This window comes from Streptomyces coryli (assembly GCF_011044975.1).
GTDB lineage: Bacteria > Actinomycetota > Actinomycetes > Streptomycetales > Streptomycetaceae > Streptomyces > Streptomyces coryli.
This window is the reverse complement of sequence record NZ_JAAKZV010000367.1, coordinates 1-5,623: the sequence shown is the minus strand read 5'-3', so window position 1 is coordinate 5,623 and position 5,623 is coordinate 1. Positions and strand designations below refer to the sequence as shown.

The following is a 5,623-nucleotide window of genomic DNA, read 5'->3' as shown; positions in this document are numbered from 1 at the left end:
GGCTTGGGGCGGTCTTCGGGGCTCATGAGGGTCTCCCTCCTACGGCAGCGGCACGCCGCCGGTCGCGTTCAGGATCTCGCCGGTGATGAAGCTCGCCTCCGGCGAGGCGAGGTAGACGTACGCCGGAGCCATCTCCGCCGGCTGCGCCGGGCGGCCCAGCGGGGACTGCTTGCCGAACGACACCGTGTCCGGGAGCGTGGCCGGGATCAGCGGAGTCCAGACCGGGCCAGGCGCGACCGCGTTCACCCGCACGCCCCGCTCCACCAGCTGCTGCGCCAGGCCGTGCGTGAAGGCCACGATCGCCGCCTTCGTCATCGCGTAGTCCAGCAGGTGCGGGCTCGGCTTGTAGGCCTGCACCGAGGTGGAGTTGACGATGGCGCCGCCCTCCGGGATGTGCGGCAGGGCGTGCTTCGTGAGCCAGAACATGCCGTACAGGTTCGTCCGCATCACCCGGTCGAACTGCTCCGTCGGGATCGCCTCGATGCCGTCCGGCTGCGACATCTGGTACGCGGCGTTGTTCACCAGCACGTCGATGCGGCCGAATTCCGTCGCCGCCCGCGCGGCCAGCTCCGCGCAGTTGTCCTCCTCCCGGATGTCGCAGGCGACCGCGACCGCCTTGCGGCCCGCGGCCTCCACCCAGCGGGCGGTCTCCCGGGCCTCGTCCGTCTCCTGGGCCAGGTGCGTCAGCAGGATGTCCGCGCCCTCGCGGGCGTAAGCGATCGCCACCGCCCGGCCGATGCCCGAGTCGCCGCCGGTGATCAGCACCTTGCGGTCACGCAGCCGGCCGCTGCCCTCGTACGACTCCTCGCCGTGGTCCGGTGGCGGGTCCATCGGGCCGGTCCAGCCGGGGTGCGGCTGGTCCTGGGCGGGGAGGTCGGGTTTCGGGTGCAGCTCTGCGGGGTGTTCCTGGCTCACGGTGCCTCCTCGGCGGCGGTGTTCTCGAAGACGAGGGCGTCGTCGCGGACATCCACGCGGACCCGCGAGCCCTGTTGGACGCCGCCCCGCAGCAGCAGCCGCGACAGCGGGTTGCCGACCTCGCGCTGGATGGTGCGGCGCAGCGGGCGGGCGCCGTATTCGGGCTGGTAGCCGCGGTCGGCCAGCCAGTCGACGGCGGCGTCGGTGAACTCCACCGTCACGTCCTGGGCGTGTGCCCGGCGCCGGGTCTCCTCCAGCAGCAGGTCGGTGATCCGGCGGAGCTGTTCCTGGGTCAACTGACGGAACACGACGATCTCGTCGATGCGGTTGAGGAACTCCGGGCGGAAGTGGTCGCGCAGCGGGCGCAGGGTGCGTTCGCGGCGGGCCGCCTCGTCGGCCTCCGTATCGCCGGGGCCGAAGCCGAGGGCGCCGCGGCCGGTGATCGCCTCGGAGCCGAGATTGCTGGTCATCACCACGACCGCGTTGCTGAAGTCCACCGTCCTGCCCTGCGCGTCGGTCAGCCGGCCGTCGTCCAGGACCTGGAGCAGGATGTTGAAGACGTCCGGGTGCGCCTTCTCGACCTCATCGAGGAGCAGCAGGCTGTACGGGTGCCGGCGCACCGCCTCGGTCAGCTGCCCGGCCTCCTCGTGGCCGACATAGCCCGGCGGCGCGCCGACCAGGCGGCTGACCGTGTGCCGCTCCTGGTACTCGCTCATGTCGAGCCGCACCATCCGCTCCTCCGCGCCGAACAGCGCCTCCGCGAGCGCCCGCGCCAGCTCCGTCTTCCCGACGCCCGTCGGGCCGAGGAAGAGGAAGCTGCCGATCGGCCGGTCGCCGCCGGCCAGGCCCGCGCGCGAGCGCAGCACCGCCTCGGCGACCGCGTCGACGGCCTCGTCCTGGCCGATCACCCGCTGGTGCAGATGCTCCGCGAGGCCGAGCAGCCGCTCCTTCTCCTCCTGGGTGAGGCTGGCCACGGGGATGCCGGTCTGCCGCGAGACGACCTCGGCGATGTTCTCGGCGGTGACGGTCGCGTGGCCGTCCCCTGGCACCCGCGCCTGCGAGCGGCCGTCCTCGATCCGGGACTTGACCTCGGCGATCCGGTCGCGCAGCTCGGTGGCGCGCTCGTACTGCTCGTCGGCCACCGCCTGGTCCTTGTCCCGCGTGAGCTGCTCCACCTCGCTCTCCAGGGCCCGGACGTCGGTGCCGCGGGTGTGCGTGCGCAGCCGGACCCGGGCGCCGGCCTGGTCCATCAGGTCGATCGCCTTGTCCGGGAGGAAGCGGTCGGTGAGATAGCGGTCGGAGAGTTCGACGGCGGCGAGCAGCGCCTCGTCGTCGTAACGGACCTGGTGGTGCGCCTCGTAGCGGTCGCGCAGCCCGCGCAGGATCTCCACCGCGTCGGCCGTCGTCGGCTCCGGGACCAGGATCGGCTGGAAGCGGCGGGCGAGGGCGGCGTCGCGTTCGATGTGGCGGCGGTATTCGTCGACGGTGGTGGCGCCGATGACGTGCAGTTCGCCGCGGGCGAGGGCGGGCTTGAGCATGTTGGACGCGTCCATGGAGCCACCCTCGGAGCCGCCGCCGGCGCCGACGACCGTGTGCAACTCGTCGATGAAGACGATGAGTTCGCGGGAGTGGGCGCCGATCTCGGTGATGATGGCGTTCATCCGTTCCTCGAAGTCGCCGCGGTAGCGGGTGCCGGCGACCACGCCGGAGATGTCGAGGGCGACGACCCGGCGGTCGAGCAGGATGTCGGGCACCTCGCCGCCGGCGATCCGCTGGGCGAGGCCCTCGACGATCGCGGTCTTGCCGACGCCGGCGTCGCCGATCAGCACGGGGTTGTTCTTGCCGCGCCGGGAGAGGATCTCGACGGCCTGCTCGATCTGCTCCTCCCGGCCGATCACCGGATCGATCCGGCCCTCGCGGGCCATCTCGGTGAGGTCGCGGGAGTACTTGTCGAGCGTCGGCGTGCCACTCTCGGCCGCCGGGGCACGCCCGTTTCTCGGCGGCTCCCCCTGCTGCGGCCCGGGCTGCCCCGTCGGCAAGCCCGACGCCTGCCGCGGCGGGCCGAAGTGGGCGGCCGCCAGGATGCGTCCGGCCGCCGAGTCGGGGTTGGCGGCCAGCGCCGCGAGTACGTGCTCGGGGCCGATGTAGGAGTCGCCGGAGGCGCGGGCCAGCTCCGCGGAGTCGAGCAGGGCGCGCTTGACGGCCGGGGTGACGGAGAGCGCTCGCCGGCCGTCGGCCGTCCGCTGCTTGCCGGGCTCCTCCGTGCTCTTGTTCCGCCGCCGGTCGATCTCCTCGGCGATCGCATCCGGATCGGCGCCGGCGTCGGTGAGCAGCGAGCGGGTCGGCTCCTGCGCGAGCGCGGAGCGCAGCAGGTGCTCCGTGTCGAGGTCGCCGAAGCCGCGGTTGGCGGCATACGTGATGGCGCCCGACACGAGCTGCCGCGCCGGCTCGCTCATCAGCCGTGTGATGTCGACCTGCCGCGGCCCGCGCGCCGCCTGCCCGCCGCCGAAGAGGCGCCCGAGGAAGTCGCCGAAGGGGTCGGAGGGTCCGGAGGGATCTGAGGGGCCGAACGGGTACGTCATGTCCGCCGGGTGTCCAGCCCGGCGGTGGCCGAATCACCCGACTGCGGCCCGGTCTCGGGGGCACCCGTACCGCAACAAAGAGCGAGGAAAGGAACCGCCATGGCAGCCGAGAACCTGCGGGTCGCCATTACCGGTGCGACCGGCAACGTCGGCACCGCGCTCGTCCAGGCTCTGGCCAGGGATCCGGCCGTGGGCTCGATCATCGGCATCGCCCGCCGCCGCCCCGAGTGGTCGCCCCCGAAGACCACCTGGATACAGGCCGACATCGGCACCGACCGCGACGCCGAGCTCGCCGACGCCTTCGCCGGTGCCGACGCCGTCGTGCACCTGGCGTGGCTGATCCAGCCCTCCCGCGACCCGGCCGTCACCTGGACCACCAACGTCCTCGGCAGCCTGCGGGTCTGGGGCGCCGCGGCGGCGGCCGGCGTGCCCGCGCTGGTGCACGCGTCGTCGGTGGGCGCGTACTCGCCGGGCCCCAAGGACCGCGCCGTGGACGAGTCCTGGCCGACGCACGGCTGGCCGCAGGCCGCGTACTGCCGGGAGAAGTCGTATCTGGAGCGGGCCCTGGACACCTTTGAGCGCGACCACCCGTCGATGCGGGTGGTGCGGATGCGGCCCGGCTTCATCTTCCGGCGGCACACCGCCGCGCAGCAGCGGCGGCTGTTCGCGGGCCCGTTCCTGCCGGGGCCGCTGGTGCGGCCCGGGCTGATCCCGGTGCTGCCGGATGTGCGAGGGCTGGTCTTTCAGGCGGTGCACGGGGAGGACGCGGCGGCGGCCTACCGGCTGGCTGTCCTGGGCGACGCCGCGGGCGCCTTCAACATCGCGGCGCCACCGGTGATCGATGCGCGCCTTCTTGCGGAGCTGCTGGGCGCCCGGGTGGTACGGGTCCCGCGAGCCGCCGCGCGGGCGGCGGCGGCCTCGGCGTGGCGGCTGCGGCTGACGCCGGCGGCGCCGCAACTGTTCGACGCGGTGGTGCGGTTGCCGGTGATGGACACCGGCCGGGCCCGGGATGTGCTGGGCTGGGAACCGCGGCATTCGGGGACGGACGCGGTGGCCGAGTTCCTGCACGGGCTGCGCCAGGGGGGCGCGGGTGCCGGTCTGCCGACGCCGCCGCTCGATCCGCATCTGCCGGGGGGTCGGCTGCGGGAGCTGGCGACGGGGGTCGGGCGGCGCCCGTAAGGCCTGTAAGAAGAGCCGGGCGCCGCCCGTATGAGCTGTGCCGACCGCTACGGCCGATCGCCCTTCGGCCGGCCCGGCTGATCCGGCGTGCCGTGCGGCGGCGGGTGGATCGACGGCGCCGAGGTGTCCGGCGTGACCGGTGAGCCGCCGTCGGGCGGCGGGGCCACCGAGCCGGGTGCGGCGCCGCCGCCGGTCGGCCGGGCGCCGGCCTCCAGCTCGCGCAGCCGGAAGAGCAGTTGCTCGATCACGATCGGCCGCCCCGCGTGTGCGCGCTCGTACGCGATCAGCCGCTCCAGCTCCGCCGCGGACAGCGCGCGGATGCGGTGCGCCATATCGGCGGGCGGCAGCCGGTCGTAGTCGGGCAGGGGCAGGTCGGGGCTCATGGTGGATCTCCTTCCTCGGGGCGTCCGCGGTACCCGTGGGCGGTGTCGGCAAAACCGCGTTGTATCCGGGCGCAGCAGGGCACCCGGGCGGCACGCACACCCATCCGAGGAGGAACGATGGCCCGGAAGCAGGACGTACTCGACGCCCTGATGGAGGACCACCGCGAGGTCGAGCGGCTCTTCGCCGCCTTCGACGGCAGCACCGACGGCGCGCAGCGCCGGGAGCTCGTCGACCACATGATCATTGAGCTGGTACGGCACTCCGAGGCCGAGGAGCAGCACCTCTACCCGGCGATCCGCCGCGTCCTCCCGGACGGCGAGAAGATCGCCGACTCGGAGCTCGACGATCACGCCGCGGCCGAGCGCACGATGGACGCGCTCGACGGTGCGGAGCCCGGCTCCGAGGCCTTCGCCCGCGACGTGGCGCAGCTGATGACGCAGATCAAGGAGCACGTCGCCGAGGAGGAGAGCGAGGTCTTCCCGCAACTGCGCCAGGCCCTCACCAAGGAAGAGCGCGAGGAACTCGGCGAAAAGGTCGCCCGCGCCAAGCGCCTCGCCCCGACC

General features: G+C 73.5%; 5 protein-coding genes. 2 read left to right on the top strand and 3 right to left on the bottom strand.

What is annotated here, in order from left to right; all coding sequences use genetic code 11:
- Nucleotides 1-39: 39 nt before the first annotated feature.
- Nucleotides 40-915, bottom strand: coding sequence for an SDR family oxidoreductase (locus G5C51_RS39405; protein ID WP_165245317.1), 876 nt, complete (start codon nucleotides 913-915; stop codon nucleotides 40-42).
- The gene (locus tag G5C51_RS39400) at nucleotides 912-3,497 is read right to left on the bottom strand and encodes an ATP-dependent Clp protease ATP-binding subunit (RefSeq protein ID WP_165245315.1); all 2,586 of its coding nucleotides are present in this window, start codon (nucleotides 3,495-3,497) and stop codon (nucleotides 912-914) included. Before G5C51_RS39400 ends, G5C51_RS39405 begins: the two co-directional genes overlap by 4 nt.
- Before the next feature lie 99 nt (nucleotides 3,498-3,596).
- Here G5C51_RS39400 and G5C51_RS39395 point away from each other — a divergent pair, with 99 nt between their 5' ends.
- Nucleotides 3,597-4,676, top strand: coding sequence for an NAD-dependent epimerase/dehydratase family protein (locus tag G5C51_RS39395; RefSeq protein ID WP_165245313.1), 1,080 nt, complete (start codon nucleotides 3,597-3,599; stop codon nucleotides 4,674-4,676).
- Between the two features lie 47 nt (nucleotides 4,677-4,723).
- Here the strand turns inward: G5C51_RS39395 and G5C51_RS39390 are convergent, their stop codons facing one another.
- Nucleotides 4,724-5,059, bottom strand: a complete 336-nt coding sequence (locus G5C51_RS39390) for a DUF8129 domain-containing protein (protein ID WP_165245311.1) — start codon at nucleotides 5,057-5,059, stop codon at nucleotides 4,724-4,726.
- A 117-nt stretch (nucleotides 5,060-5,176) separates the two neighbouring features.
- On the opposite strand from G5C51_RS39390, the gene G5C51_RS39385 reads away from it, so the two are divergent.
- Nucleotides 5,177-5,623: hemerythrin domain-containing protein (locus G5C51_RS39385; protein ID WP_165245309.1), on the top strand; the 447-nt coding region annotated here is incomplete at its 3' end.

Coding starts and splice junctions, on each gene's coding strand:
- G5C51_RS39395 (WP_165245313.1), top strand. CDS start 3,597: ATGGCAGCCGAGAACCTGCGGGTCGCCATTACCGGTGCGACCGGCAAC.
- G5C51_RS39400 (WP_165245315.1), bottom strand. CDS start 3,497: ATGACGTACCCGTTCGGCCCCTCAGATCCCTCCGGACCCTCCGACCCC.
- G5C51_RS39390 (WP_165245311.1), bottom strand. CDS start 5,059: ATGAGCCCCGACCTGCCCCTGCCCGACTACGACCGGCTGCCGCCCGCC.